This is a genomic window from Pseudomonas sp. NCHU5216, from assembly GCF_052156495.1.
GTDB lineage: Bacteria > Pseudomonadota > Gammaproteobacteria > Pseudomonadales > Pseudomonadaceae > Aquipseudomonas.
On the sequence record NZ_JBQLIX010000017.1, the window covers coordinates 41,926 to 66,789 of the forward strand.

Below are 24,864 nucleotides of genomic sequence, written 5' to 3' on the forward strand. Positions count from 1 at the left end.
GCGTCAGCCTGCGACCAGTACGCGGATCGCTTCCAGGCGCAGGGCGGCCTTGTCGAACATGGCCAGACCCTGTTCGCGCTGCTCGCGCAGCGTGGTGATCTCGCTGTCGCGTACGCTGGGGTTGACCGCTTGCAGGGCGACCAGGCGCGCCAGCTCTTCATCCAGTTCGGCGCTCAGGCGGCGTTTGGCTTGTGCCACGCGCTCGACGTGGCGCGGCAGGATCTTCGCCTCGGCGGCGGCGATCTGCTTGGCCAGCACGTCGCGCTGCGCCTGGATGAACTTGTTGGCACTGGCGCGCGGCACGCTTTCCAACTGGTCGTTGAGCGTCTCGAAGCCGACTTTCGCTGCCAGGTCATTGCCGTTGGCATCGAGCAGGCAACGCAGCGCGGCTGGCGGCAGGAAGCGCCCCAGTTGCAGTTTGCGCGGCGCTACCACTTCACTGACGTAGAGCAGCTCCAGCAGCACGGTGCCGGGCTTGAGCGCCTTGTTCTTGATCAGCGCCACGGCGGTGTTGCCCATCGAGCCGGACAGCACCAAATCCATGCCGCCCTGCACCATGGGGTGTTCCCAGGTGATGAACTGCATGTCCTCGCGGGCCAGGGCCTGTTCGCGGTCGTAGGTGATGGTCACCGCCTCGTCGTCGCCCAGCGGGAAGCTGGCGTCCAGCATCTTCTCGCTGGGGCGCAGGATCAGGGCGTTGTCGGAATGGTCTTCGCTGTCGATGCCGAAGGCGTTGAACAGCTCCTCCATGTAGATCGGCAGGGTGTACTGGTCGTCCTGTTCGAGGATGGCCTCCACCAGGGCCTCGCCTTCGCCGGCACCGCCGGAGTTCAGCTCCAGCAGGCGGTCGCGGCCGTTATGCAGTTCGCCTTCCAGGCGCACACGCTCGGCGCGGGCTTCGTCGATCAGGGCCTGCCACTGGTCATCATCGGCACCTTCGAGCAGCGGCAACAGGCGCGGGCCGAACTGGTGCTGCAGGGCATTGCCGGTGGGGCAGGTGGCGAGGAAGGCGTTCAGGGCCTGGTGATACCACTGGAACAGGCGCTCCTGCGGGCTGGTTTCCAGGTAGGGCACGTGCAACTGGATCTTGTGCTTCTGGCCGATGCGGTCGAGGCGACCGATGCGCTGTTCGAGCAGATCCGGGTGGGCCGGCAGGTCGAACAGCACCAGATGGTGAGCGAACTGGAAGTTGCGGCCCTCGGAGCCGATTTCCGAGCAGATCAGCACCTGCGCGCCGAATTCCTCGTCGGCGAAGTAGGCGGCGGCGCGGTCGCGCTCGAGGATGCTCATGCCCTCGTGGAATACCGTGGCCGGGATGCCGGAACGCACGCGCAGGGCGTCTTCCAGATCCAGGGCAGTCTCGGCGTGGGCGCAGATCACCAGCACCTTGAACTTCTTGAGCATCTTCAGGGTGTCGATCAACCACTCGACGCGCGGGTCGAAGCGCCACCAGCGCTGCTCTTCGTCCACCTCTTCCTGCGCCTGGTAGCTGACTTCCGGGTACAGCTCGGCGTGTTCGCCGATGGGCAGCTCCAGATATTCCACCGGGCAGGGCAGCGGGTAGGGGTGCAGTTCGCGCTCGGGGAAGCCCTGCACGGCGGCGCGGGTGTTGCGGAACAGCAGGCGGCCGGTGCCATGGCGGTCGAGCAGCTCGCGCACCAGGCGCGCGCGGGCGTCTTCGTCACCGGCGTCGATGGCGTCCAGCAGTTCACGGCCCTCATCGCCGAGGAAGCCGCCGATGGCCTCGCGCGCCTGAGCGCTGAGGCTGCCGTGGTCGAGCAGTTCCTGCACCGCTTCGGCCACCGGGCGGTACTGGTGGCTTTCGGCGCGGAAGGCCTCGACATCGTGGAAGCGATTGGGGTCGAGCAGGCGCAGGCGGGCGAAGTGGCTGTCCTGGCCAAGCTGTTCGGGGGTTGCAGTGAGCAGCAGCACGCCGGGAATGACCTCGGCCAGTTGCTCGACCAACGAATACTCGGCGCTGGCCTGTTCCGGGTGCCAGACCAGGTGATGGGCTTCATCCACTACCAAGAGATCCCAGCCGGCGGCGAACAGGGCGTCCTGCGCCTTCTCGTCGTCCTTCAGCCACTCCAGAGCCACCAGCGCCAGTTGGCAATCCTCGAAGGGGTTGCTGGCGTCGCTTTCCATGAAGCGCTCGGCGTCGAACAGAGCGACATCGAGATTGAAGCGCCGGCGCATTTCCACCAGCCACTGGTGCTGCAGGTTTTCCGGCACCAGGATCAGCACCCGGCTGGCGCGGCCGGAGAGCAGTTGGCGGTGAATGACCAGGCCGGCTTCGATGGTCTTGCCCAGGCCCACTTCGTCGGCCAGCAGCACGCGCGGGGCGATACGGTCGGCGACGCTGCGGGCGATGTGCAACTGGTGCGCGATGGGTTGCGCGCGTGCACCGCCCAGGCCCCAGAGCGAGGACTGCAGCAGGCGGCTGTTGTGCTCCAGGCTGTGATAACGCAGAGCGAACCAGGACAGCGGGTCGATCTGCCCGGCGAACAGGCGGTCGCTGGCCAGGCGGAACTGGATGAAGTTCGATAGCTGGGTTTCCGGCATGGTCACCGGCTTATGCTGGGCATCGAGGCCGTGGTAGACCAGCAGGCCGTCGACATCCTCGACTTCCTGCACGGCGAGCTTCCAGCCCTCGAAGTGGGTGATTTCGTCGCCCGGAGCGAAGCGCACGCGAGTCAGCGGCGCGTTGCGGGTGGCGTACTGGCGCGTTTCGCCGGTGGCCGGGTAGAGCACGGTGAGCAGACGGCCGTCCTCGGTGAGGATGGTTCCAAGCCCCAATTCCGCCTCGCTGTCACTGATCCAGCGTTGCCCCGGTTGATACTGCGCCATGCCTGTCTCCCGCGTGAAAAAGCCGGCTATGGTAACGGATGCCGCGCCAAGGCCAAAGTGGCTATGGCACTATCAGCGAAGCATTCGGTCGAAAGTCTGGTGAGCGCCCGTAAAGTTGGGCTTTGCGCTGCCGAAAGCCTGACCAAAGAGGGGGGCTATTCCATGTTGCCACCGATTCCTCATAGCCTGGTGCCGGTCACTGCCACGCAGGACGTGGTCAAGCCCCGGCCCGATATTCCGCCGGTGACGCCTGCCGAGCCGGGTGCGCAGGAGAGCGCCCTGACCCTGGACAAGCGCCACCCGCAGGAAACCGAGGAGCTGCTGCGCGAAGAGCAGCGGCGTCGGCAGCGGCGTGGTTATACGCCTGAGCAACTGGCCGAGGCAGAGCAGGAGGAGGTCGAGCAGACGCTCGGCGATCTGCCCAGGCAAGGGCTTTGGGTGGATGTGGAAGTCTGATCGATTTCCACTGCGTACTTTCTGACAGGTTCTCAAGGTGCTGTTCGACGATATCCTTCCATCACTGGCCGATGCCGAGCTGGACTATCTGCCCGGCTGGGTCGATGCCGCGTTGGCCGATACTTGGCTCGACACCTTGGTCGAGCAGACGCCCTGGCAGCAGCCGGAGCTGTTCATTCATGGTCGCTACCACCGCGTGCCACGGCTGACCGCCTGGTATGGCGAGCCGGAGGCGCGCTATCGATATTCGGGCATCATTCACCAGCCCTTGCCCTGGACGCCCTTGCTCGCCGAGATTTGCCAGCGTGTCGAACACGAAGTGGGGCAGCGACTCAACGCCGTGCTGCTCAACCACTACCGCGATGGACAGGACAGCATGGGCTGGCACAGCGACGCCGAAGCCGAACTGGGTCGCAACCCGCTGATCGCTTCGCTGAACCTGGGCGGCAGTCGACGCTTCGACCTGCGCCGGGTGGGCAGCACGCGTATCGAGCATTCGTTGACCCTGACCCACGGCTCGCTACTGGTCATGCGCGGGCCAACCCAGCATCATTGGCAGCATCAAGTGGCGAAGACGCGCCAAGCCTGCGCGCCACGCCTGAATCTGACCTTTCGCCTGATCCGGTTTCCGCTATGAGCCATGACGACAAGCTGATCGACTTCACCGCCGAGCGCGACAAGCGCATTCACGACCTCAACGACAAGCGCCTCAACGAGATGCGTCAGGTATTCGAGCAGGTGTTGCCGCTGGGCAAGGGCAAGAAGAAGTCCAAGAGCAAACCGAAGAAGCGCTGAGTACGGCTGTACGTCCCGCTGCATGCGGCCGCTCTGGGCCGCACCTCCCGCCTCGTACCCCCTCGATTTCTTGACCTGGGTCAGTATTCCCCCAGGCCTGATCGCGCCTGCTCGCTGGCCATTGATCCAGATCAATTTTCCTGCCGCCAGCGCTGATAACTTGAAGCCATCCCAGACAGACAGGCACAACAGGAGGCAGCCATGTTCGTCGATACAGTGGTTCTCGCCGGAGTCGGCACCGTTCTTCTGATGGTCGCGTTCTTTGGGGGCGTTGGTTATTTCATCTGGAAGGATGCGCACAAGCGCAAGCAGAGCTGATCCTTCCAGTTCACTGGGCACGCAAGGCAATTCGGGCGACTTCGGTCGCCCTTTTTTTTGGGTTTTTTTGCGGGCTGGTGGAGGGGTGCCTTGCTTGATACCGGACTGGCGAGTTTGTGTGTGATGGTGTTCTGGGCGCCGCTACGGCGTGTTCAGATATTCCGGGTTTCGCCCCCTCGGGCGACTCACTTTTCTTTGAAATGCGCAAAGAAAAGTAAGCAAAAGAAACGCACCCCCGCCATCCGGGTCTCGCTTCGCTCGACTTCCCTCACTCCGGCATCGCTCCGGGGTCGGCTTACAAGGGCCATCCCTGGCCCTTTAAGCCTCTCGCGGCATCCATGCCACTCGCCCCCTGCGCAATGCCTACGTTCGGCCTCCTGAAGGGGGCATTTGCGCGCCTGAACGAACGGGTACTCCATAGATTGCTCGGCGTGATCTGGTAGCAGTAGAACCACGACGTGGCTGTCGAATTAAACCAATAGTTTCATTCGCGCAGTTTCATTTGCCTGGATAGCTTGCCGGCTTCCAGCCGGTATCCCGGTCAGCCCTGGGGCTGACAGATGTACGAGCACTCCGACTAATTCTGGGTTACCTAGGGTTCAGGCGCGTGCAGAGCCCGCCCAGGAGGGCGAACGCAATCGTCGTGGAAGAGGTTGAGCGACATGGATGTCGCGAGAGCCGCGATGGGCCAGGGATGGCCCTTCGCGGCGGGCCTCTGGAACGGCGATGGAGTGAGCGAACCCTGGCGCAGCCAGGGCCGGATGAAAGGGCGGAGGTTTTGGTTACTTTTGCCCCAAAAGTGACTCGCCCGGGAGGGCGAAACGGGAAACATCAGCAGAACGCCGATAAGCAGCTTGAACGCCGAAAGCAACCGAACACTCACACAAACTTGCCAGTCCGATATCAGCAAGCAGTTCTGGTTCATGTTCCAAATAAAAAGCAAACCGATGATCCCAGACGACTGAACGCTGTCTCCATAAGATCAGCACTGGACTAAAATTAGATAGCAGACTAATAATTGTCGCGCTTGGCCGTTCCATCCTGCCAGCGTTTATTCTGCTTCTGTCCTGACCCCACAATCCAAGCCCATGCGTGAAGCCCTATTGGCCTTCTTTGCACCCAGCGTGCAGGCCCTACAGTTCGCCATCAAGACCCTGCTGGCCGGCGGCCTGGCCTTGTGGTGCGCGTTCCGTTTTGGTCTGGAGCAGCCACAGTGGGCCTTGATGACGGCCTTCATCGTCGCCCAGCCGCTGTCTGGCATGGTGGTGCAGAAGGGCCTGGCGCGGCTGCTCGGCACCCTGATCGGGGCGAGCATGACGGTGCTGATGATGGCGCTATTCGCCCAGGCACCCTGGTTGTTCCTGATTGCCGTGGCGCTGTGGATGGGCCTGTGCACGGCCGCTTCGACCATGCTGCGCAGCGCCTGGAGCTACGCCTTCGTGCTGGCTGGCTACACGGTGGCGATCATCGGCCTGCCGGCCATCAGCCATCCACTGACGGTATTCGACCAGGCCGTTGCGCGTGGCACCGAAATCGCCCTGGGCATCCTCTGCGCCACGGTGGTCAGTGCCGTGCTCTGGCCGCAGCGTGTGGAGCGGCAACTGGCGCAGCAGGCGCGCAGCCTGTGGCAGGCCGGAGTGGGTGCGGCGAGCCAGGCGCTGGCGGGCGAGGCCATGGCGCGCCAGGGCTTGCTGGATGTGTTGGGGCGCATGGTGGCGGTGGATGCGCAACGCGAACATGCCTGGTTCGAGGGGCAGCGTGGCCGCCAGCGCGCTGCGGCCTTGCGCCTGCTCAGCCGTGATCTGCTCAGCGTGCTGCGCCTGGCGCGCGGGGGAGGGCGGCAGTGGCGGCAGCTCGACGAGGCCGAGAGCCAGATGCTCGCGCCCTGGATGCAGCGTGTGCGCGACTGCCTGGCCGGGACGCCAGGGCAGCAGTGTGCGGTGCTGGCGCAGCAGATGCGCGAAGTGGCCGAGGAAGCGGGGCTGAGCGCGGGGCAAAGGCGCTGTCTGGAGCGGCTAGCCCTGCTCGTGCTGCGTCTGGAAACCGCCGCTGAATCGCTCCAGGCAGTGGAGCAAGGGGAGGTACGTGGCAGCCTGCCGCCGGCGCTGTCCTGGCACCGCGACTGGCAGACCGCCGTGCTCTACGGTAGCCGCAGCGCACTGGCCTTCCTGGCGCTGGCGGCATTCTGGATGGCCACTGCCTGGCCGGCTGCCAGCGGCGCGATGCTGCTGGCCACTGTGGTCTGCAGTCTGTTCGCCAGTCGCGAGAATGCGGCGCAGATCGGCTTGTTGTTCCTGCGCGGCATCTTCTATGCGCTGCCGGTGGCCTTCTTCGTCGGGCAGATTCTGCTGCCTCAGCTCAATGGCTTCACCATGCTTTGCCTGGCTCTCGGCGTGCCGTTGTTCTTCGGCGCGCTGGGCATGGCCAAGCCGGCACTGGGAGCGACGGCAACCTCCTTCTGCCTGCATTTCATCGTGCTTTGCGCCCCTCAGAACGACATGAACTACGACCTGGCCTTCTTCTTCAATGAAGCCCAGGCCATGCTCATCGGCGTCGCTTGCGCGGTGCTGGCTTTCAACCTGATCGGCCTGCGCAGCCCGCGCTGGCATGGCCGTCGCCTGTTGCAGGCAACCTTGCGCGATCTGGCGCGTCTGACCCGACAGCCACTGGTCGGTGCGGAAAGTTGGTTCGGTGGGCGCATGGCCGATCGCCTGATGCTGCTGGCGCGCCATTACCCAGCGTTACCCAGCCAGACGCGCAGCCGTTGGGATGATGGCATTGCCGGCCTGGATCTGGGTGACGAGCTGCTGCACCTGCGGGCCTGCCTGGCCGCCGGGGATCGCTCCCTGGGGCAGGCCGAGGAGCGCTTTCTCGACGCGTTGCGCCGGCAACTGCTGCAGGGGCCGGCGGCGCAACGCGAAGAGGGGCTCGATGCTGCTGCCAATGAGCTGTTGCAGGCGCTGCGGGCGGCGCCGTCGAGCATCGACCGGCGCTTGGCCGAGGCAGCACTGCTGCAGTTGCAGGTCGGTTGGCGGCGCTGGTGTCAATTACAGGAGAAGGTCGATGGGCTTGCGTGAATGGGCCTTGGGCGGTGTGCTGCTCAGCCCGCTGCTGCTGTATGCACTGTTGGCACTGTTGCTGACCGGCTTGCTGCGCCTGGGCTTGCAGCGTGTCGGGGTGGCTCGCTGGATCTGGCATGAGGCGCTGTTCGACTGCGCCTTGTACGTCTGTGTATTGGCGGCCGTGGTGGCCGTGCTTGGACATTGAGCGAGGAGAGAGACATGCGTCCCGTTTTGCGTGTCGGCATTACCTTGAGCCTGGTGATCGTGGCGATTCTCGCCGGCACCTGGCTGTGGCAGTACTACCTGTACTCACCCTGGACGCGCGATGCGCGCATCCGCGCCGACGTGGTCACCATCGCGCCGGATCTATCCGGCTGGGTGCGTGAGCTGAAGGTGCATGACAACCAGCAGGTGGCGGCTGGCGAGCTGTTGATGAGCCTGGATCGCGAACGCTACCAGGCTGCCCTGGAGCAGGCCCGGGCGGTGGCCGAGACGCGGCGCCAACAGTTACGGCTGCGCGAGCACGAAGCGGTACGGCGTGACCGCCTGGGGCCGCAGGCGATCAGCGCCGAGCTGCGTGAAAACGCTCAGATCAATGCCGAGATCGCCCGTGGCGAGTATCAACAGGCGCAGGCGGCAGTGAAACTGGCCGAACTGGACGTGCAGCGCAGCGAGGTGCGCGCGCCGCGCGCCGGCCAGGTGACCAACCTGCAACTGGCCGAGGGCAATTACGTGCGCGCAGGCGAGCCGGTGCTGGCCCTGGTGGACGAGGCCTCCTTCTACGTGCAGGCCTATTTCGAGGAAACCAAGCTGCCGCGCATTCATGTCGGGGCGCCGGTGGAAATCTGGCTGATGGGCCGCGATCAGCCCTTGCATGGCACGGTGGACAGCATCAGCCGCGGCATCACCGACCGCAACGCCAGCCCGGACGGCCAATTGCTGGCCAATGTCGAGCCCACATTCAACTGGGTGCGCCTGGCGCAACGCATTCCGGTGCGCATCCGCTTCGACGCCTTGCCCGAGTCCGTCCAGCTCAGTGCCGGGATGACCGCCAGCGTGCGCGTACGGCAGCAGTGAAGCCTGATGTCGTCGAAGCGCGTGACGTGAGCGCGCGCATGACCGACACTATGGCCCCGCTGTTTCGTCCACCGTTTCAGGCCGGTTGCGGTCCGGCCCCTGTCGAGAGGTCATGTCATGTCGTTCAAAGTTTTCGTCGACGGCCAGGAAGGCACCACCGGCCTGCGTCTGCTGGATTACCTGGCCGGTCGCCCGGACATCGAGCTGCTGCGCATCGACGAGGCCAAGCGCAAGGACAGTGCCGAGCGTGCACGCCTGCTCAATGCCGCCGACGTGGCCTTCCTCTGCCTGCCGGATGCCGCCTCGCGTGAGGCGGTGAGCCTGGTGAACAACCCCGACACCTGCATCATCGACGCCAGTACTGCCTTCCGTACCGACACTGGCTGGACCTATGGCCTGCCAGAACTGGCCGCTGGCCAGCGCGAGGCAATCCGCGCCAGCAAGCGCATCGCCAACCCTGGCTGCCATGCCACGGCCTTCATCCTGCTGGTGCGTCCGCTGGTGGATGCCGGCCTGCTGCCCAAGGATTATCCGCTCAGTGCCTTCTCCCTGACCGGCTACAGCGGTGGCGGCAAAGCGATGATCGCCCAGTACGAAGCCGGTGGTGACGCTCGCCTGAAGAGCCCGCGCCCTTACGCCATGCCCCAGGCGCACAAGCACCTGCCGGAAATGCGCGTGCAGACCGGCATCGCCCAGGCCCCGGTGTTCAGCCCCATCGTCGGTGATTTCCTCAAAGGTCTGGCGGTGACCGTGCCGCTGCACCTGGATCGCCTGGCGCCCGGCACCACGCCGCAACAACTGCACGAGGCGCTGCAGCGCCACTATGCCGGTGAGCGCTTCATTCGCGTGATGCCGCTGGAAGGGGCGGAGAATCTGGATGAAGGCTTCTTTGACGTGCAGGGCTGCAACGACAGCAACCGTGCCGATCTGTTCGTCTTCGGCAATGCCGAGCGGGTGACCCTGGTGGCGCGCCTGGACAACCTTGGCAAGGGTGCCGCTGGCGCTGCCGTGCAATGCATGAACGTGATCGTCGGCGCGGCCGAGGACACGGGACTCAGCAGCGGGCTGTAAGGCGGGTTTTGTTCTGCAGGAGTGGGTTGCTGTGCCGGACATGGATTGGCGGACTGTTCGCTGGCGCTCCTGAATTCGCCCTACGCGCTAGAACACGCCGAGCAACCTATGGAATGCCTGCTCGTTCAGGCGCGCGAAACTCCCCCTTCAGGAGGGTGAGTGGAATCGTTGCGTAGAGGGTTGAGCGGCATGGATGCCGCGAGAGCCGCGACTGGCCAGGGATGGCCCTTCGCGGCGGGCCCTCGGAGCAGCGATGGAGCGAACGAACCCCGGCGCAGCCGGGGCCGGATGGCGGGGGTGCGTTTCTTTTGCTTACTTTTCTTTGCGCACTTCAAAGAAAAGTGAGTCGCCCGAGGGGGCGAAACAAGGAGTTTCCGAACATACCGAAGCGGCGTCCAGAACACCAAAAAAGCATAAACTTGCCAGTCCGATATCAAGACCGATTCCCCCAGCCCCTGTGAATAACCATGAAAAACGCCGCGATTCCTCTCGGAATCGCGGCGTTTTTCATGGTGCAGAGATATCCCCGCAACACTCACTGATCATCGAAATACCGCTCATGCCAGGCCACCAGCGGCTGCGGGTTGCCCAGCTTCTGCCCATAGATCACCGAGTACGACAGCACGTTCTGCACGTACTGGCGAGTTTCGTCGAACGGGATGTTCTCCACCCACACGTCGTAGCTCAGATGATCGGCGCCGCGTAGCCACTGGCGCACGCGGCCGGGGCCGGCGTTGTAGGCGGCGGAGGCGAGCACACGGTTGCCGTTGAACTGGCCGTAGACCTGGCTCAGGTAAGCCGCCCCCAGCTCGATGTTGACGCCCGGGTCGAGCGCTTGGCGTGGTGAGGCCAGGGGGATGCTGAACTTGCGCGCGGTTTCCTTGGCGGTGGTCGGCATCAGCTGCATCAGGCCCATGGCGCCGGCGTGGGAGCGGGCGTCGGCCATGAAGGCGCTTTCCTGGCGGGTGATGGCGAACACCCAGCTCGAATGCAGGTCGCGTCGCTGCGCTGCACGCACCAGCTCGTCGCGATGGGCCATGGGGAAGCGCACTTCCAGGTCATCCCAGTATTGCGCCTGGCTGATGGTGCGGATGGCCGGGAAGTACCAGCCCATCTCATAGGCCAGGCGCGCCTGGGCCACCAGTTCGTCACGGCTGAACAGGCGGCTGACGTGGTACCACTCGCGGCGCCCGTCGACGATCTGCCCGCGGGCGTGGAATTCCAGGGCGCGCTTGATGCCGGCGGTGTTGCGCACTTTCTGCACCACCTTGGGGTCGAGCGCCAGGGGCTGGTTGTTCAGGCTGTAGGGAGCCTTGACCTGATCGGCGGCCATGAAACCGTAGAAGTCGCGCTCCTTGGCCAGGGCCTGGAACAGCACGGCCGGCTGGTGGCTATCGGGCTGGGCCAGTTGCAGGCTGCGCGCGGCCCAGTAGCGCCAGCGATTGCTGCTGGCCAGCTCGGCGGGCATGCGCTGGGTCAACTGGTAAGCCTCGTCCCAGCGACCACTGCGCAGTAGCAGACGGGCACGCCATTCGCTGACGGTGTTGTCACGCAATTGCGGATCGTACTTGGCCATCACCGCCAGCCCGCGCGGGTCGAAGCGACGCGCCAGGGTCAGGCCGATCTGGCGGGCAATGGCCACCTGTTCGTCCTGGGAGAACTGCATGCGCTGGGCGTAGCTATCGAGCAGGCTCAGGGCGTCTTCCGGGCTCTGCCGGGCCAGGCGGCGCAGGCCCAGGCCCACCACGTCGGCCATGGCCTCGTCAGCCGGGGTGAAACGACCCGTCTGCTTGAGGATCTGCGGTTTCTGCGCCACTTCCAGCAGCAGCTTGCCGCGCGCGCCAAGGGTCGTCAGGCCCTTGACCAGGTAGTTGGCCAGGCCGTAGTTGCCGGCCTCTACCGCCAGTTTGGTGCGCTGCCAGCGGCGTTGTTCGGTCAACTGGCCATTGGCGGCCCAGCGCTCGAACAACGGGTCGCAGGCGTCGGGCTGGGATTTGCCCACCAGCCAGAGCTTCTCGGCGGTGGCATTGCCCTCGGCATTCAGGCCATGGCTGAGCTGGTACTGGCCGTACAGGCAGTGCAGTTCGGTGAAGTTGAGCTTGGGATCGTAATGGGCGAGGAAGGGCTTCCACTCGCCGCGCTCGGCCAGCAGACGCAACCAGCGCAGCTTCATCCAGCTAGCCTGGGGCAGGTCACCATGCTCGGCGAGGAACCTCTCCACCTCGGCGTTGCTCGCCGACTTGAGGCGGTTGGTCAGATCGTCATAGGCCAGGTAAGGCGTCAAGGGGTAGTCGCGCAGCGCACTGGCGTACTGGCGATAAGGCCCGCTATCGCCCTTGGCCAGGGCGCGCTTGGCTGCATCGTAGTACTGGCGCTGTTGCGCCAGGTTGGCTGCGTCTACAGAGGTGATGCCGAGGGTGCCGAGCATCAGGCAGGAAACGAGAGATAAGAGACGACCGCGCATGACAGTTCCAGGGGGCAAGCAGGTAAATGGACAGCCCGTTCCATCTGGCTGCAGGCTCTAGCTTAGCCTTTCGCCACGGATCGGCGAAAGCGCCGGCAGCAAGCAGATACACACTGAACGAGTGCCCCTACAGCTCGGCGATCAGACGCTCGTCGAAACGAAAACAGCCGCTCGCCAACTCGGGTAGAATGCCCGGCCTGTTTTTGGAGATGCCCATGACCCTGCTCAAGTTCGCCGATGTTTCCCTCGCCTATGGCGCCATGCCCCTGCTCGATGGGGTTTCCTGGCAGATCGCCCGGGGCGAGCGGGTGTGCATCATCGGTCGCAACGGCACCGGCAAGTCGAGCATGCTGCGCCTGGTCAAGGGTGACCAGATGCCCGACGACGGCGAGATCTGGCGCGCCCCCGGGCTGAAGATCGGTGAATTGCCGCAGGAACTGCCGCGTGCCGATGAGCGCACGGTGTTCGACGTGGTGGCCGAAGGCCTGGCCGGCGTCGGTGACCTGCTGGCGCGCTATCACCATCTGGCGCAGAACATTCAGGGCGAGGACGACCTCGAACAACTGATGCACGTGCAGCAGGAGCTGGAGGCGAAGGATGGCTGGCGTTTGCAGCAACTGGTGGACAGCACCCTGAGCCGCCTGCAGTTGCCGGCCGACAAGACCCTGGCCGAGCTCTCCGGTGGCTGGCGCCGCCGCGTGCTGCTGGCCCAGGCGCTGGTGTCCGAGCCGGATCTGCTGTTGCTCGACGAGCCCACCAACCACCTGGACATCGGTGCCATCGCCTGGCTGGAAGAGGCGCTCAAGGACTTCGGCGGCGCCGTGCTGTTCATCACCCACGACCGTTCCTTCCTGCAGAACCTGGCCACGCGCATCCTCGAACTGGATCGCGGTGGGCTGATCGACTGGAACGGCGACTACGCCAGTTTCCTGGTGCACAAGGAGCAGCAGCTCGCCGCCGAGGAGACCGCCAATGCGCTGTTCGACAAGCGCCTGGCGCAGGAGGAGGTGTGGATCCGGCAGGGTATCAAGGCCCGCCGCACCCGTAACGAAGGTCGCGTGCGTGCGCTCAAGGCCATGCGCGCCGAACGTGCCGAGCGCCGCGAGCGCCAGGGCAAGGCGAGCATCCAGTTGGAGGCGGCGGACAAGTCCGGCAAGCAGGTGATGGTGGCCGAGAACGTCAGTTTCGCCCACCCCGGCGGCCCCTGGTTGGTCAAGGATTTCTCCATGGTGCTGCAGCGCGGCGACCGTATCGGTCTGCTCGGCGCCAACGGCACCGGCAAGACCACCTTGCTCAAGTTGCTGCTCGGTGACCTGCAACCCAGCAGCGGCAGCATCGAGGTGGGCACCAAGCTGGAAGTGGCGTATTTCGACCAATTGCGTCACCAGCTCGAGCCGGAGAAGACGGTGATCGACAACATCGCCGAGGGCCGCGACTTCATCAGCATCGATGGCCAGAGCCGCCACGTGCTGAGCTACCTGGGCGACTTCCTGTTCAGCCCGCAACGCGCGCGTACGCCGGTCAAGGCCTTGTCCGGTGGCGAGCGGGCACGACTGTTGCTGGCCAAGCTGTTCAGCAAACCGGCCAACCTGCTGGTGCTGGACGAACCGACCAACGATCTCGATGTGGAAACCCTGGAACTGCTCGAAGAAGTGCTGCTCAACTTCCCTGGCACCGTGCTGATGGTCAGCCACGACCGTGCCTTCCTCGACAACGTGGTGACCAGCACCCTGGTGTTCGAGGGTGAGGGCAAGGTGCGCGAGTACGTCGGCGGTTACCAGGACTGGCTGCGCCAGGGCGGGTCGCCACGCCTGCTCGGTGTGGGAGAGAGCAAGTCGGGCAAGGCCGAGCTGGCCACCGCCATCGTCGAGTCGCCGACTCCAACGGCAGCGACGCCCGCACAGGAGAGCGCCGAACCGGCGAAGAAGAAACTAAGCTACAAGCTGCAGCGCGAGCTGGAAGCGATCCCGGGGCAGATCGATGCCCTGGAACAGGAAATGGCTGCAGTGCAGGAGCAGGTATCCGATCCTGCCTTCTATCAGCAGCCGGTGCAGATCACCACGCAGGTATTGGCGCGCCTCGACGACTTGCAGAAGGAAATGGACAAGTTGCTAGAGCGCTGGGCCGAGCTGGAAAGCTAACCAAGGAACGAACGGGCAATGGCCATCGAATACCGCATCACCCTGGATGACGAACATCAGTTCAGCTACCGGATCGAGCTGAACCGCGAGTATGACCCGGAGCTGGCGCAACGCACGCCAGCCTGGACCCGCCTCGAGCATCAGCAGTGCAGCAACTGTCCGCTGAGCCGCGAACAGTTCAGCCATTGCCCGGCAGCGGTCGACCTGCATCGCGTCATCGAGGACTTCCATGGCCTGCCCGCCTTCAAGAAGGTTGGCGTGTGGGTGCGTACCCCCGAGCGCGAGTACAGCAAGAATCTGGGCCTTGAAGAAGGGCTGCGGGCGCTGCTCGGGGTGATCATGGCCACCAGCGCCTGCCCGGTGCTGGGGCGCCTTAGGCCGATGGCGCAGCACCATCTGCCGTTCGCCAGCAATCAGGAATTCATCCTGCGCGCCGTGTCGCTGTACCTCACTCGGCAGTACTTCAACATGCGTGAAGGGCGTCTGGCGGACTGGGAACTCAAGGGGCTGGTGCGGCATTTCCAGCAGCTCAAGCTGGTCAACCAGGCGTTCTGGCAGCGCATTCACGATACCTGTGAGGGCGACTCCAACCTCAAGGCCTTCCTCACCTTCTTCTCGCTGTCATCGAGCATGACGGTGACCCTGGAAACCCAGTTGCAGAAGATTCGCCCTCTGGTCATGAGCGCGGGCGAAGCCTTCGACTGAGGGCCTGCCCGATGCGCCAGGCGCTGATGCATCGGGCAGGCTGGGCAGCTATCAGTCGGTTTTCTTCAGGCGCACGGCGAGCACGTCGCAGGGGGCACCATGCAGCACGTCGTTGGCGGTGGAGCCCAGCAGCAGGGCCAGGCCATGGCGGCCATGGCTGCCGACCACGATCAGGTCGCAGCCTTGTTCCTCGGCCAGGCGGTGGATTTCCTGGCGCGGCTGACCGTAGGCCAGGTGCCGACGATCATCTGTGATTTCCGGGTATTTGCCGCTGAATGCGTCCAGGCGTTCGCGGGCTTGCTCGAACTGCTGTTGTTGCAGCATCGACAGATCCATCGGTACGTCACCGCCAAAGGCCATGGCCATGGGCTCGACGATATGCACCACGGACATCTTCGCGCCGCTGGCCTGGGCCAGCTTGCGCGCGCGGCTCACCACCGGGTCGCATTCCTCGGTGAGGTCGACGGCGACCAGGATATGTTGGTAGGGCATGGTGAAGTCCTCCTGAGGATAAAAACCGCTTCGCATCCAGTATGGCCCTGGATGCCTGCTCGTGTCCCAAAGAAAAGATTCTTTGCGGAATCTCGGGAAAGTCAGTCTTGATACCGGTCAGGCAATACGGTGTGGGTTGTTCTGGTGACTGTTCCGAATTGCCGCGTTTCTGCTGATGTTTTTGGTTTCGCCCTCCCGGGCGAGTCACTTTTGACGGGCAAAAGTAACCAAAACCCTCCGCCCGGTCATCCGGCCCTGGCTGCGCCAGGGTTCGCTCACTCCATCGCCGTTCCAGAGGCCCGCCACGGTGGGCCATCCCTGGCCCATCGTGGCTTTCGCGACATCCATGTCGCTCAACCTCTTCCACGACGATTCCGTTCGCCCTCCTGGGCGGGCTCTGCACGCGCCTGAATCCGAGGTAACCCAGAATTAGCGTAGAGTGCTTGAATGGGGCAGCCGTAGGGCGGGCTCAGGAGCGCCAGCGAACAGCCCGCCGGGCCATGCCCAGTTCGGCACCACGGCTCACGCCCCCAACCAGCGGCCTACTGCCTCCGATGTCAACCAAGCATTCTCCCCCCCTTAAATGTGCAGAGCGCAAAGAAAAGCCCGATGCAAGCATCGGGCGGTGGTAAGGCCAGGCAGGCCGGAAACGGGGAGGGCATCAAAGCTGGTGCGCGGCATACAGGGCCGCGACCTCTTCCAGGCCGTCGATGATGCTGTCGGAATACTTGTTGACCAGAAAGGGTACGGTGTTCTGGTTGTAGTTAAGCAGGGATTTCTCGATATAGCGGAACTTGGTGACGATATTGCCAATGGCCGTGTTGATCTCGGGCGTATTCTGTGGCGCCTGGGCCAGGGCGTCGAGGCCACTGGCGAACTCCCGTACCTGCTCGTCGATGGCGCGCTCTTCGCCACCGCCGAAGAAACTGCCACCGATCGAGGCGCTACGCGAGGCATAGTCCAGGGCGATGTTCTGCATCAGCAGGCTCTGTTCACGGCTGCGCTGGGTGAGCGCCGGTACGCTCTGGCCACTGTCCTGTTGGATCGTCTGGTACAGCGCCTGGCTGAGTTCCATCAGTTGCTCATTGCTCTTGGCCAGGGCGGCGATGGGTTGCAGGTCGGTGAAACCCTGTTTCTTCATGGTCGCCATCAATTGTTGCAACCTGTCGCGGTAGTCCTGCCATTGCTGTTGCAGCGCGTCCTGCTGCGCCTTCGCAGCTTCTCCCGACTGAGTGGGCAAGCCCTCGAGCCGGCTCTGCGCCCGCTGCACCGCGTCGTTGATCATACGCGCGTAACGTTGATCCCCTTCCATGGCGTTGTACATGTAGAAATCGCTCAGGCTCTTCTGCGCGGCCAGGCGCATCTGCTGAATCTGCAGCAGGTCATCGGCGGGGCCCGCGAACGACGAGGTCGCGAGCAAGGTGCTGAGGATGAGGGTGAGCAGGGCGCTCAAGGGCAATGCAAGCTTACCGCGGCTCGACATCGTGAAGCTCCGTCTGGCCCATCGAGGGGCTCGATTTGTTGTGTTCAGGTTCGCGCCACTGGTTCGGCTTGGGCGAACGAGAAGCGACTGTACTCGCTAGCCCGGGCGTTTGGCTAGGCACCAGCAGGGCGAGGCGTGCTGAAAGCAGTGAATGCACCAGTCTGGGGCGTGTCTAAACTGCAGAAAGGCCTTTGCAACGAGGCCAATTGACAAGTTCGGGCTTTTCCCCGAAGGTGTGCACACCCAAATCAAACGGGCGTATGAATTGAGCGTTTGCCTGGTAAGGCGCGCCGCTACAGCCCGAACATCGCGTCGGCGGGTGTGTCGTACCGATTGGGGCTATGCTCGAACGGCCATGCCGCGAGCTGGCCTGGCGGTTGGCTCCGATGTGTACTGTTCAGCTTCCATACCGTGGAGATCAGTTGATGATTTACGAAGGTAAAGCCATCACGGTTAAGGCTCTTGAGAGCGGCATCGTCGAATTGAATTTCGACCTCAAGGGTGAGTCCGTCAACAAATTCAACCGTCTTACCCTGAACGATCTGCGTGCTTCCGTGGACGCGATCAAGGCCGACGGTTCGATCAAGGGCGTGATTGTCACCAGTGGCAAGGACGTGTTCATCGTCGGTGCCGATATCACCGAGTTCGTCGACAACTTCAAGCTGCCCGACGAAGAGCTGGTGGCGGGCAATCTGGAAGCCAACAAGATTTTCAGCGATTTCGAGGATCTCGGCGTGCCGACCGTGGTCGCCATCAACGGCATCGCCCTCGGTGGCGGCCTGGAGATGTGCCTGGCCGCTGATTACCGCGTGATGAGCGCGACCGCCAAGATCGGCCTGCCGGAAGTCAAGCTGGGCATCTACCCGGGCTTCGGTGGCACCGTGCGTCTGCCGCGCCTGATCGGTACCGACAACGCCGTCGAGTGGATCGCCTCCGGCAAGGAAAACCGTGCCGAAGACGCGCTCAAGGTTGGCGCCGTGGATGTCGTGGTCAAACCCGAGCTGCTCAAGGACGCTGCCCTGGATCTGCTCAAGCGCGCCATCGCCGGCGAGCTGGATTTCAAGGCCAAGCGTCAGCCCAAGCTGGAAAAGCTCAAGCTCAATGCCATCGAGCAGATGATGTGCTTCGAGACTGCCAAGGGCTTCGTTGCAGGGCAAGCCGGCCCGAACTACCCGGCGCCGGTCGAAGCCATCAAGAGCATCCAGAAGGCCGCCAACTTCGGTCGTGACAAGGCGCTGGAAGTCGAGGCCGCCGGCTTCGTCAAGCTGGCCAAGACCTCGGTCGCCGAGAGCCTGATCGGCCTGTTCCTCAACGATCAGGAACTGAAGAAGAAGGCCAAGCAGCACGACGAGATTGCCCGTGACGTGAAACTGGCCGCCGTGCTCGGCGCCGGCATCATGGGCGGCGGCATCGCCTACCAGTCGGCCTCCAAGGGCACCCCGATCCTGATGAAGGATATCCGCGAAGAGGGTATCCAGATGGGCTTGGACGAGGCCTCCAAGCTGCTCGGCAAGCGCGTCGAGAAGGGCCGCATGACCCCGGCGAAGATGGCCGAGGCGCTCAACGCCATCCGCCCGACCATGTCCTACGGCGATTTCGGCAACGTCGACATCGTGGTCGAGGCCGTGGTCGAGAACCCCAAGGTCAAGCACGCCGTGCTGGCCGAGGTGGAAGGCCATGTGCGTGAGGACGCGATCATCGCTTCCAACACCTCGACCATCTCCATCACCTACCTGGCTCAGGCCCTCAAGCGCCCCGAGAACTTCGTCGGCATGCACTTCTTCAACCCGGTGCACATGATGCCGCTGGTGGAAGTCATCCGTGGCGAGAAGTCCAGCGACGTGGCCGTGTCCACCACCGTGGCCTACGCCAAGAAGATGGGCAAGAACCCGATCGTGGTCAACGACTGCCCGGGCTTCCTGGTCAACCGCGTGCTGTTCCCGTACTTCGGCGGTTTCTCCAAGCTGCTGGGCTTCGGTGTCGACTTCGTGCGCATCGACCGGGTGATGGAGAAGTTCGGCTGGCCCATGGGCCCGGCTTACCTCTCCGACGTGGTGGGCATCGACACCGGCCACCACGGCCGTGACGTGATGGCCGAAGGCTTCCCGGACCGCATGGCGGTGGAAGGCAAGACCGCCGTCGACGTGATGTACGAGGCCAATCGCCTGGGCCAGAAGAACGGCAAGGGCTTCTACGCCTACGAAACCGACAAGCGCGGCAAGCCGAAGAAGGTCTCCGACCCGGCCGCCTACGAGCTGCTCAAGTCCATCGTGGTCGAAGAGCGTGAAGTCAGCGACGAGGACATCATCAACTTCATGATGATCCCGCTGTGCCTGGAAACCGTTCGCTGCCTGGAAGACGGCATCGTCGAGACCGCAGCAGAGGCCGACATGGGCCTGATCTACGGTATCGGCTTCCCTCCCTTCCGCGGTGGTGCGCTGCGCTACATCGATTCGATCGGTGTGGCCGAGTTCGTCGCCCTGGCCGACAAGTACGCCGAGCTGGGCGCCCTGTACCACCCGACCGCAAAACTTCGTGAAATGGCCGCCAAGGGCCAGAAGTTCTTCGGTTAACCGTGCAGCGAACAGAGCGAGAGTAGAAATATGAGCCTGAATCCTAGAGATGCAGTGATCGTCGACTTCGGTCGTACCCCGATGGGTCGTTCCAAGGGCGGCATGCACCGCAACACCCGCGCCGAGACCATGTCCGCGCATCTGATCAGCAAAGTGCTGGAGCGCAACGCCAAGATCGACCCGGCTGAAGTCGAGGATGTGATCTGGGGCTGCGTCAACCAGACCCTGGAGCAGGGTTGGAACATCGCGCGCATGGCGTCGCTGATGACCCAGATTCCGCACACCAGCGCCGGCCAGACCGTCAGCCGCCTGTGCGGTTCGTCCATGAGCGCTCTGCACACCGCCGTGCAGGCGATCCAGACCGGCAACGGCGACGTGTTCGTCGTCGGCGGCGTGGAGCACATGGGCCACGTCGGCATGATGCACGGTGTCGATCCGAACCCGCACCTGTCGCTGTACGCCGCCAAGGCGTCCGGCATGATGGGCCTGACCGCCGAGATGCTGGGCAAGATGCACGGCATCAGCCGTGAGCAGCAGGACGCCTTCGGTGAGCGTTCGCACCGCCTGGCGCACAAGGCCACCGTCGAAGGCAAGTTCAAGGATGAAATCATCCCGATGCAAGGCTACGACGAGAACGGTTTCCTGAAGATGTACGATTTCGACGAAACCATTCGTCCGGAAACCACCTTGGAAAGCCTGGCTGCATTGAAGCCTGCGTTCAACCCGAAAGGCGGCACCGTGACTGCAGGTACTTCCTCGCAGATCACCGACGGCGCTTCCTGCATGATCGTCATGAGCGCCCAGCGTGCTCAGGACCTGGGCATCCAGCCGATGGCCGTGGTGCGCGCCATGGCCGTTGCCGGTGTCGATCCGGCGATCATGGGTTATGGCCCGGTGCCGTCCACTCAGAAGGCGCTCAAGCGTGCCGGCCTGAGCATGGCCGACATCGACTTCGTCGAGCTCAACGAAGCCTTCGCGGCCCAGGCCCTGCCTGTGCTGAAGGATCTAAAACTGCTCGACAAGATGGAAGAGAAGGTCAACCTGCACGGCGGCGCGATCGCTCTGGGTCACCCCTTCGGTTGTTCCGGGGCCCGTATCTCCGGTACCCTGCTCAACGTCATGAAGCAGAACGGCGGCACTTTCGGTGTCTCCACCATGTGCGTGGGCCTTGGCCAAGGCATCACCACCGTCTTCGAACGCATCTAAGCGTTAGTGGACAAGAACCGGGGCCCAGTGCCCCGGTTTTGCTTTTTACGGCTTTTTATTTCGGGAACCGCTCATGCAGTTGCAGCCAGGACTCTATCGTCACTACAAAGGCCCGCAGTACCGCGTATTCGGGGTGGCGCGCCATTCCGAGAACGAGGAAGAGGTTGTGGTTTACCAGGCCCTGTACGGCGAGTTTGGCCTGTGGGTGCGGCCGCTGAGCATGTTCTGTGAAGAGATCGAGGTGGACGGCAAGCGCGTTCCGCGCTTCGCTTTGATTCAGGCTGAAGTCAGCCCTATCGGCAGTTCGGAAGTCTGACTGCGCAGTCCCTGCGCTTGACCTACGCTTGGTCGCCACTATATATAGCGGGGCCTCAAGGCTCCCAGCCTTTTATATTTCGCAATTCAGGAATTTTCTGATCCATGGGCAAATCGCTGGTCATCGTGGAATCCCCGGCCAAGGCCAAGACCATCAACAAGTATCTGGGCAGCCAGTACGTGGTGAAGTCGAGCATCGGCCACATCCGTGACCTGCCTACCAGCGGCTCGGCAAGCGCCAGCAAGGAGCCGGCCAAGCGCGGCAAGGCGGCCGGCGAGGCCCCTGCGCTGTCGCCCAAGGAAAAGGCCAAGCGCCAGTTGTTCGCGCGCATGGGGGTCGACCCCGAGCATGGCTGGAAGGCCAAGTACGAGATCCTGCCTGGCAAGGAAAAGGTGATCGACGAACTGCGCCGCCTGGCCAAGGATGCCGACACCATCTATCTCGCAACCGACTTGGATCGCGAAGGGGAGGCCATCGCCTGGCACCTGCGCGAGTCCATCGGTGGCGACGACAGCCGCTACAAGCGTGTGGTGTTCAACGAGATCACCAAGAAGGCGATTCAGGATGCCTTCTCCAAACCTGGTGATCTCGATATCAACCGTGTTAACGCGCAACAGGCGCGACGCTTCCTCGACCGCGTGGTGGGCTACATGGTTTCGCCGCTGCTGTGGGCCAAGATCGCCCGTGGCCTTTCGGCTGGTCGTGTGCAGTCGGTGGCGGTGAAGCTGGTCGTAGCGCGTGAGAAAGAAATCCGCGCCTTCGTCCCGGAAGAATACTGGGAAGTGCACGCCGACCTGGGTACCGCGAAGAACGCCAAGGTGCGCTTCGAGGTGGTGCGCGAGAACGGCGCGGCCTTCAAGCCGGTCAACGAAGCCCAGGCCATGGCCGCGCTGGACAAGCTCAAGGCGTCCAGCTACAGCGTGGTCAAGCGCGAAGACCGCCCGACCAGCAGCAAGCCCTCGGCGCCTTTCATCACTTCGACCCTGCAACAGGCGGCGAGCAACCGCCTGGGCTTCGGCGTGAAGAAGACCATGATGATGGCTCAGCGTCTCTACGAGGCCGGCTACATCACCTACATGCGTACCGACTCGACCAACCTGTCGGCCGATGCAATTGACATGGTCAGGGGCTTTATCGGCAATGAGTACGGCGACAAGTACCTGCCGGGCAAGCCCAACCTGTATTCGAGCAAGGAGGGCGCTCAGGAAGCGCACGAAGCGATTCGTCCGTCCGACGTCAATCTGCGTCCGACCCAGCTTTCCGGCATGGAGCGCGATGCCGAGCGCCTGTACGACCTGATCTGGCGCCAGTTCGTGGCCTGCCAGATGCCGCCGGCCGAATACCTGTCCACCAGCGTCACCGTGGCCGCTGGCGACTTCGAGCTGCGTGCCAAGGGCCGCATCCTCAAGTTCGACGGTTACACCCGTGTGCTGCCGCAACAGAGCAAACCGGGCGAGGACGACGTGCTGCCGGAGATGAAGGAGGGCGAGGGCCTCAAGCTGATCAAGCTCGATCCCAGCCAGCACTTCACCAAGCCGCCGGCGCGCTACTCCGAAGCCAGCCTGGTCAAGGAACTGGAAAAGCGCGGCATCGGTCGCCCGTCCACCTATGCGGCGATCATCTCCACCATTCAGGATCGTGGCTACGTGACGGTGCACAACCGCCGTTTCTATGCCGAGAAGATGGGTGACATCGTCACCGAGCGTCTCGACGAAAGCTTCGCCAACCTCATGGACTATGGCTTTACCGCCACCATGGAAGAGCACCTCGATGACGTGGCTCAGGGCGAGCGCGAGTGGAAGCACCTGCTCGACGAGTTCTATGCCGACTTCAAGAAAAAGCTCGAAGCCGCCGAGGCGGGTGAGGGCGGCATGCGCGCCAACCAGCCGACCCTGACCGACATCCCCTGCCGCGAGTGTGGTCGGCCGATGATGATTCGTACCGCCTCCACTGGCGTGTTCCTGGGCTGCTCCGGCTATGCGCTGCCGCCGAAGGAACGCTGCAAGGCCACCATCAACCTGGTGCCGGGTGACGAGATCGCCGCCGATGACGAGGGCGAGTCCGAATCCCGCGTGCTGCTGGGCAAGCACCGCTGCCCGATCTGCTCCACCGCCATGGATGCCTACCTGCTGGACGAAACCCGCAAGCTGCACATCTGTGGCAACAACCCGGACTGCACCGGCTACGAAATCGAGCAGGGTCAGTACCGCATCAAGGGTTATGAAGGCCCGAGCCTGGAATGCGACAAGTGCGGCAGCGAGATGCAGCTCAAGACCGGCCGCTTCGGCAAGTTCTTCGGCTGCACCAACCCAAGCTGCAAGAACACCCGCAAGCTGCTCAAGAACGGTGAAGCCGCGCCGCCGAAGATGGACAAGGTGGAGATGCCGGAGCTCAAGTGCGAGAAGGTGGATGACACCTACGTGCTGCGCGATGGCGCCTCGGGGCTGTTCCTCGCCGCCAGCCAGTTCCCCAAGAACCGCGAAACCCGTGCACCGCTGGTGCTGGAGATCGTTCCGCACAAGCACGAGATCGATCCCAAGTACCACTTCCTCTGCGACGCGCCGCAGAAGGATCCGGATGGCCGTCCGACGGTGATTCGTTACAGCCGCAAGACCAAGGAACAGTACGTGCAGTCCGAAGTGGACGGCAAGCCGACTGGCTGGCGTGCCTTCTACGATGGCGGCAAGTGGAAGGTCGAGGACAAGCGCTGACACGCGTCCGCACTGGCTGAACGCCTGCCGAGCCTCATTGCCGGCTCGCTTGAGGGGCAATTGATGGCGAATGCCTGACGAGATGCGCACCAGCCCCTGCCGGTGCGCGTATCATGAGTCGATCTGCTGTGGAGGGCATCGCGATGGCCAAAGAAATCTACACCCGCACCAATCAGAAGATCTTCTTCGCCGGTATTGCCCTGGACAACTGGCGCAAGGCCGAAACCTCCAATGCCTTCAACTTGCAGGCGCTGGTGCAGGCCGAGCGCGAGGCCGCGTTGTTCCATCTCTACGGTGGGCTGCTGGGGCTGTGCCACGAGATTGCCGGTTACTACCGCATGAGCGAGGCTGCCCCTTCTCGTGTCGAGGTCTTCGTGCAGCAGGCGGTACTAGAGGCTACGCCCAGCCCCGAGCTGGCCGAGCTGGTTGAATTGGCTCAGCAGAGCGAAACCTGGTTGGCGCAGTTGCTGGCGGCCTATGCCGCGCTGTTCCAGCCGCCGCGCGAAGAGCGCAAGGCCAAGGTTGACCCGGCCATGCCGTTGATCACAGCGGTCAGCGTCGGTGAAGAGCCTGCAGAGCTGAGCCTGGACGACATCGAGGCCTGGCGTCAGCAGCTCAGGGGCCTGGTGCTGCGTTTTCGTGAGGGCCTCAGCGAGTGCTGAGCGCGTTATCTGGACGAGTGGGCTGGGGTTGAGCCGGGCCGGCTGTTACAATTTCATGTTTTTTGCAAAGAGACCGAGCCATGCCTACATCCTTTCTGGAAATCGTCGAACTGCCCGATGGGCGTATCGCCTTGCGCCGTGCAGAGGATGAGGAGGCATTGGTAACCCTGGATTTCTCTGCCGATGCCAAGGCTTTTCTGCAGGGTCAACATATCGAGGTGGCCAAGGCCATGCTCAATGTCGGCGTGCAGATGGCCGGTCGCATGGCCGAAGGTGAGTTGGTGGCCGAGGAAGAAGAGTCGCCGCGCGTTCTGCACTGATGCAGTGACGAGTTGCAAGCCGCAAGCCGCAAGCCGCAAGCGACAAGCAAGAGCAAAAAGCCCCTCCGTCAGGAGGGGCTTTTCTTTGGGCTGCAACACCGATCCATAGGCCAAATCATTTGACAAATCGTCGTCCGGCCTGAGGCTCTTGCAGCTTGCAGCTTG

Annotated in this window: 20 protein-coding genes; 16 read left to right on the top strand and 4 right to left on the bottom strand. The window is 63.5% G+C overall.

Annotated elements, in window-relative coordinates; all coding sequences use genetic code 11:
* Nucleotides 1-3: 3 nt before the first annotated feature.
* On the bottom strand, nucleotides 4-2,847 hold the full coding sequence (rapA, locus tag ACSVIK_RS13830; protein ID WP_442444866.1) for an RNA polymerase-associated protein RapA: 2,844 nt from the start codon (nucleotides 2,845-2,847) through the stop codon (nucleotides 4-6).
* A gap of 162 nt (nucleotides 2,848-3,009) precedes the next feature.
* Between rapA and ACSVIK_RS13835 the strand changes: the two genes are divergently transcribed.
* From ACSVIK_RS13835 to argC, 8 genes are all read left to right on the top strand, one after another.
* A complete protein-coding gene (locus ACSVIK_RS13835) occupies nucleotides 3,010-3,303 on the top strand; it encodes an aspartate-semialdehyde dehydrogenase (protein ID WP_442444867.1) in 294 nt (97 codons plus the stop codon).
* 37 nt (nucleotides 3,304-3,340) lie between these two features.
* Entirely contained in the window at nucleotides 3,341-3,940 is a 600-nt protein-coding gene (locus ACSVIK_RS13840; protein WP_442444868.1) for an alpha-ketoglutarate-dependent dioxygenase AlkB family protein, read from the top strand.
* Entirely contained in the window at nucleotides 3,937-4,098 is a 162-nt protein-coding gene (locus ACSVIK_RS13845) for a hypothetical protein (protein WP_442444869.1), read from the top strand. Before ACSVIK_RS13840 ends, ACSVIK_RS13845 begins: the two co-directional genes overlap by 4 nt.
* A gap of 201 nt (nucleotides 4,099-4,299) precedes the next feature.
* Nucleotides 4,300-4,416: a cytochrome c oxidase subunit CcoM gene (gene ccoM / locus ACSVIK_RS13850; protein WP_017361612.1), complete on the top strand. Its 117-nt coding sequence runs from the start codon at nucleotides 4,300-4,302 to the stop codon at nucleotides 4,414-4,416.
* Between the two features lie 1,088 nt (nucleotides 4,417-5,504).
* Nucleotides 5,505-7,493 (top strand): FUSC family protein, encoded by a 1,989-nt coding sequence (locus ACSVIK_RS13855; protein WP_442444870.1) that lies wholly within the window; start codon nucleotides 5,505-5,507, stop codon nucleotides 7,491-7,493.
* Nucleotides 7,480-7,683, top strand: coding sequence for a DUF1656 domain-containing protein (locus ACSVIK_RS13860; protein WP_277372190.1), 204 nt, complete (start codon nucleotides 7,480-7,482; stop codon nucleotides 7,681-7,683). The genes ACSVIK_RS13855 and ACSVIK_RS13860 overlap by 14 nt, the downstream gene beginning before the upstream one ends.
* A 14-nt stretch (nucleotides 7,684-7,697) precedes the next feature.
* Nucleotides 7,698-8,555 (top strand): efflux RND transporter periplasmic adaptor subunit, encoded by an 858-nt coding sequence (locus ACSVIK_RS13865; RefSeq protein ID WP_442444871.1) that lies wholly within the window; start codon nucleotides 7,698-7,700, stop codon nucleotides 8,553-8,555.
* A 117-nt stretch (nucleotides 8,556-8,672) separates the two neighbouring features.
* Nucleotides 8,673-9,626, top strand: coding sequence for an N-acetyl-gamma-glutamyl-phosphate reductase (argC, locus tag ACSVIK_RS13870; RefSeq protein WP_442444872.1), 954 nt, complete (start codon nucleotides 8,673-8,675; stop codon nucleotides 9,624-9,626).
* A gap of 535 nt (nucleotides 9,627-10,161) precedes the next feature.
* Here the strand turns inward: argC and ACSVIK_RS13875 are convergent.
* Nucleotides 10,162-12,090, bottom strand: a complete 1,929-nt coding sequence (locus ACSVIK_RS13875; protein WP_442444873.1) for a transglycosylase SLT domain-containing protein — start codon at nucleotides 12,088-12,090, stop codon at nucleotides 10,162-10,164.
* A gap of 215 nt (nucleotides 12,091-12,305) precedes the next feature.
* On the opposite strand from ACSVIK_RS13875, the gene ACSVIK_RS13880 reads away from it, so the two are divergent.
* Nucleotides 12,306-14,231 carry an ATP-binding cassette domain-containing protein gene (locus tag ACSVIK_RS13880; RefSeq protein ID WP_442444874.1) on the top strand — a complete coding sequence of 642 codons (1,926 nt, stop codon included), beginning with the start codon at nucleotides 12,306-12,308 and terminating at the stop codon, nucleotides 14,229-14,231.
* Nucleotides 14,232-14,249: 18 nt separating this feature from the next.
* Complete coding sequence (locus ACSVIK_RS13885) at nucleotides 14,250-14,936, top strand: DUF6901 family protein (protein ID WP_268183092.1); 687 nt, start codon at nucleotides 14,250-14,252, stop codon at nucleotides 14,934-14,936.
* A gap of 51 nt (nucleotides 14,937-14,987) precedes the next feature.
* Here ACSVIK_RS13885 and ACSVIK_RS13890 read toward each other — a convergent pair whose 3' ends face one another.
* Both ACSVIK_RS13890 and ACSVIK_RS13895 read right to left on the bottom strand, forming a co-directional pair.
* Nucleotides 14,988-15,428: a universal stress protein gene (locus ACSVIK_RS13890; protein WP_268183094.1), complete on the bottom strand. Its 441-nt coding sequence runs from the start codon at nucleotides 15,426-15,428 to the stop codon at nucleotides 14,988-14,990.
* A gap of 661 nt (nucleotides 15,429-16,089) precedes the next feature.
* A complete protein-coding gene (locus ACSVIK_RS13895; RefSeq protein ID WP_442444875.1) occupies nucleotides 16,090-16,911 on the bottom strand; it encodes a hypothetical protein in 822 nt (273 codons plus the stop codon).
* 425 nt (nucleotides 16,912-17,336) lie between these two features.
* On the opposite strand from ACSVIK_RS13895, the gene fadB reads away from it, so the two are divergent.
* The 6 genes from fadB to ACSVIK_RS13925 all read left to right on the top strand — a co-directional run bounded on the left by fadB (nucleotide 17,337) and on the right by ACSVIK_RS13925 (nucleotide 24,699).
* Nucleotides 17,337-19,484 (top strand): fatty acid oxidation complex subunit alpha FadB, encoded by a 2,148-nt coding sequence (gene fadB / locus ACSVIK_RS13900; RefSeq protein WP_442444876.1) that lies wholly within the window; start codon nucleotides 17,337-17,339, stop codon nucleotides 19,482-19,484.
* A gap of 30 nt (nucleotides 19,485-19,514) precedes the next feature.
* Complete coding sequence (fadA, locus tag ACSVIK_RS13905; RefSeq protein WP_013714769.1) at nucleotides 19,515-20,690, top strand: acetyl-CoA C-acyltransferase FadA; 1,176 nt, start codon at nucleotides 19,515-19,517, stop codon at nucleotides 20,688-20,690.
* Nucleotides 20,691-20,763: 73 nt separating this feature from the next.
* Nucleotides 20,764-21,006: a DUF1653 domain-containing protein gene (locus ACSVIK_RS13910; protein ID WP_179590019.1), complete on the top strand. Its 243-nt coding sequence runs from the start codon at nucleotides 20,764-20,766 to the stop codon at nucleotides 21,004-21,006.
* A 104-nt stretch (nucleotides 21,007-21,110) separates the two neighbouring features.
* Nucleotides 21,111-23,717 carry a type I DNA topoisomerase gene (topA, locus tag ACSVIK_RS13915; RefSeq protein ID WP_442444877.1) on the top strand — a complete coding sequence of 869 codons (2,607 nt, stop codon included), beginning with the start codon at nucleotides 21,111-21,113 and terminating at the stop codon, nucleotides 23,715-23,717.
* Between the two features lie 143 nt (nucleotides 23,718-23,860).
* The gene (locus tag ACSVIK_RS13920; protein ID WP_442444908.1) at nucleotides 23,861-24,379 is read left to right on the top strand and encodes a DUF6586 family protein; all 519 of its coding nucleotides are present in this window, start codon (nucleotides 23,861-23,863) and stop codon (nucleotides 24,377-24,379) included.
* An 80-nt stretch (nucleotides 24,380-24,459) separates the two neighbouring features.
* A complete protein-coding gene (locus ACSVIK_RS13925) occupies nucleotides 24,460-24,699 on the top strand; it encodes a hypothetical protein (protein ID WP_442444878.1) in 240 nt (79 codons plus the stop codon).
* The last annotated feature ends 165 nt before the right edge of the window (nucleotides 24,700-24,864 follow it).

Bases quoted from the DNA above. Each gene is read 5' to 3' on its own strand.
- rapA (WP_442444866.1), bottom strand. From the start codon at position 2,847: ATGGCGCAGTATCAACCGGGGCAACGCTGGATCAGTGACAGCGAGGCG.
- ACSVIK_RS13835 (WP_442444867.1), top strand. From the start codon at position 3,010: ATGTTGCCACCGATTCCTCATAGCCTGGTGCCGGTCACTGCCACGCAG.
- ACSVIK_RS13845 (WP_442444869.1), top strand. From the start codon at position 3,937: ATGAGCCATGACGACAAGCTGATCGACTTCACCGCCGAGCGCGACAAG.
- ccoM (WP_017361612.1), top strand. From the start codon at position 4,300: ATGTTCGTCGATACAGTGGTTCTCGCCGGAGTCGGCACCGTTCTTCTG.
- ACSVIK_RS13855 (WP_442444870.1), top strand. From the start codon at position 5,505: ATGCGTGAAGCCCTATTGGCCTTCTTTGCACCCAGCGTGCAGGCCCTA.
- ACSVIK_RS13860 (WP_277372190.1), top strand. From the start codon at position 7,480: ATGGGCTTGCGTGAATGGGCCTTGGGCGGTGTGCTGCTCAGCCCGCTG.
- ACSVIK_RS13865 (WP_442444871.1), top strand. From the start codon at position 7,698: ATGCGTCCCGTTTTGCGTGTCGGCATTACCTTGAGCCTGGTGATCGTG.
- argC (WP_442444872.1), top strand. From the start codon at position 8,673: ATGTCGTTCAAAGTTTTCGTCGACGGCCAGGAAGGCACCACCGGCCTG.
- ACSVIK_RS13875 (WP_442444873.1), bottom strand. From the start codon at position 12,090: ATGCGCGGTCGTCTCTTATCTCTCGTTTCCTGCCTGATGCTCGGCACC.
- ACSVIK_RS13880 (WP_442444874.1), top strand. From the start codon at position 12,306: ATGACCCTGCTCAAGTTCGCCGATGTTTCCCTCGCCTATGGCGCCATG.
- ACSVIK_RS13885 (WP_268183092.1), top strand. From the start codon at position 14,250: ATGGCCATCGAATACCGCATCACCCTGGATGACGAACATCAGTTCAGC.
- ACSVIK_RS13890 (WP_268183094.1), bottom strand. From the start codon at position 15,428: ATGCCCTACCAACATATCCTGGTCGCCGTCGACCTCACCGAGGAATGC.
- ACSVIK_RS13895 (WP_442444875.1), bottom strand. From the start codon at position 16,911: ATGTCGAGCCGCGGTAAGCTTGCATTGCCCTTGAGCGCCCTGCTCACC.
- fadB (WP_442444876.1), top strand. From the start codon at position 17,337: ATGATTTACGAAGGTAAAGCCATCACGGTTAAGGCTCTTGAGAGCGGC.
- fadA (WP_013714769.1), top strand. From the start codon at position 19,515: ATGAGCCTGAATCCTAGAGATGCAGTGATCGTCGACTTCGGTCGTACC.
- ACSVIK_RS13910 (WP_179590019.1), top strand. From the start codon at position 20,764: ATGCAGTTGCAGCCAGGACTCTATCGTCACTACAAAGGCCCGCAGTAC.
- topA (WP_442444877.1), top strand. From the start codon at position 21,111: ATGGGCAAATCGCTGGTCATCGTGGAATCCCCGGCCAAGGCCAAGACC.
- ACSVIK_RS13920 (WP_442444908.1), top strand. From the start codon at position 23,861: ATGGCCAAAGAAATCTACACCCGCACCAATCAGAAGATCTTCTTCGCC.
- ACSVIK_RS13925 (WP_442444878.1), top strand. From the start codon at position 24,460: ATGCCTACATCCTTTCTGGAAATCGTCGAACTGCCCGATGGGCGTATC.